We start from the raw sequence: 1,706 nt of genomic DNA, 5'->3' as shown, positions 1-1,706 counted from the left end.
CAGTTTTGGTTTTATTTGGTGCACTTGGTTTTATCGAAACCGGTTACTTTTTACTGACATCTGAGTCTTCCGCGTACGATGTAGGTTTTATTTTTGGCCGCTGTACGGTTTTAATTATTGTTATGGTGCTAGGTTATCGAGCACTTAAAAAATCCAAATCACTTACAAGCGCAATAGCTATCTCAGAGTAACCATGGATATAGTAAATAAATCTACACAAAAGCATTTCTGGTTATCATTTCTAATTGCCAGCCTTGTATCGGCTGCTGCTTATCAGTGGTTATTAATATTAATGGGTGTTTGGGTTTTCTTTATTATGGGCGGTGTTACATTTATTCGTTCAGTTAACCAAAAAGTCTTTTCAATTTTGTGGGGCATGTTTTTTGGTTTAACATTCGCGTTGGCGTTGTTAATATTTGGGCCATGGGAACTTTATACATAAATGCATATAACCATCAGCTCCACCGGACTCCGTAATGTTTGCACCTTTCCTGCAAAAACACGCAGTAAAGTCGCCAACATTACTACGCGCGGTGAGCTGGGCGTTAAATGTTTTTTTGCCTTTAGAGTTAAGGCTCAATATTCGGCAGGGAATGCTCAGTTCTTATTAAGCATTCCTCCGTTTAAATTTTTAGGGTAGGTGGCACGGTTTCCAACTGTTCCGCTCTGCTGTTCAAGCTTCTCAGGCACATTTTTATTTGTAGAGGCTTCGTCGGTGGTGTGTTCCTAGGGAATCCGGTAAAGTCTTCATCTTAACTATTGTAGCCAAAGGTCAAGAACGCTGGTTCCGCCTTCGGCTACACAATGTGGTGTTGGTCTAGTTGGGTGTTCTAAAACATCTAACCAGTTCATCAAACATCACTCCGGCCACAAAGAGACGTGGCCTGCGTTGGACGCACGATAGAGCCGTGCGCCGTTTATAAAAGCGTTATAACTATAAGGAAGCTATGAAAATCAATTTACCCCTTTTGTATATTCTTACTTTTTTACTCGTTGGCTGTTCGTCCGGCTCTAAAGAGAACACCACGAATCAGTCTAAGGTTAATGGTGAATGGCGTTCAGATGGTGTTGTGTTAGGAGGTCGAGTAGGTGAGTTTGTTTGGTCGCTTAATGATGGTGTATTTATCAAAACCATTGAATATTTAGATGATTTAGGGCCAACTATTGAGTCTGGTACATATGTAATTGGCCCTGAGGTTGTCATGCCAAGTGGGGTCACTGCCAATGAAGTAGATATGACATACGAGTATTCGGAAAAAGCTAGCATCACTAAACTTGATATCGTTCATATCGACGTAAATGGTTTGTATTTTGGAAGCGAAAATATCAACGAACTTTGTGAAGGTGAGTTCTACGAAGAAACCAGGCACGAACTAGAAGTTATTAATGGTGTAGTTAGGAACTTGGATGAGATCAATGTCTGTTTATCTAGGCCAACCTCATTAAACTTTGAACGCGTATACCGGAGTGAATAGTTATAACCAACAGCTCAAACGGACTCCGTACAAGTCGCACCTTTTTCGCGCTCCGCAGCAAAAAAGTCGCCACTTGTACTCCGCCGTTTAGCAGGGCGTTGGTATGACTCCCCACGTCAAGAGGCCCGCACAAAATCCTGCCGGAACCTCGGCCAGAGCCTTTCTTTTTAATTAACATTCTTCCCGTTAGGGAAGCGTCAACGCATCAGATGAAGCAAGTAATTTCGACGG

The 1,706-nt window shown here is 42.1% G+C and carries 3 protein-coding genes; all 3 read left to right on the top strand.

Annotation, left to right across the window (positions count from 1 at the left end):
- The coding region (locus tag A3757_RS27705) for a hypothetical protein (protein ID WP_231878330.1) at window positions 1–191 on the top strand (191 nt) is incomplete at its 5' end.
- Window positions 192–193: 2 nt separating this feature from the next.
- Complete coding sequence (locus tag A3757_RS19985) at window positions 194–442, top strand: hypothetical protein (RefSeq protein ID WP_068553900.1); 249 nt, start codon at window positions 194–196, stop codon at window positions 440–442.
- Window positions 443–947: 505 nt separating this feature from the next.
- Window positions 948–1,475 carry a hypothetical protein gene (locus tag A3757_RS19980; protein ID WP_068553902.1) on the top strand — a complete coding sequence of 176 codons (528 nt, stop codon included), beginning with the start codon at window positions 948–950 and terminating at the stop codon, window positions 1,473–1,475.
- Window positions 1,476–1,706 lie beyond the last annotated feature (231 nt).

Source organism: Oleiphilus sp. HI0117 (genome assembly GCF_001635235.1).
Note: the sequence above shows the minus strand (reverse complement) of the source record. Positions and strands in the feature narration are given on the sequence as shown.

Excerpts from the sequence above, each read along its gene's own strand:
- A3757_RS19985 (WP_068553900.1), top strand. The coding sequence starts at position 194 with ATGGATATAGTAAATAAATCTACACAAAAGCATTTCTGGTTATCATTT.
- A3757_RS19980 (WP_068553902.1), top strand. The coding sequence starts at position 948 with ATGAAAATCAATTTACCCCTTTTGTATATTCTTACTTTTTTACTCGTT.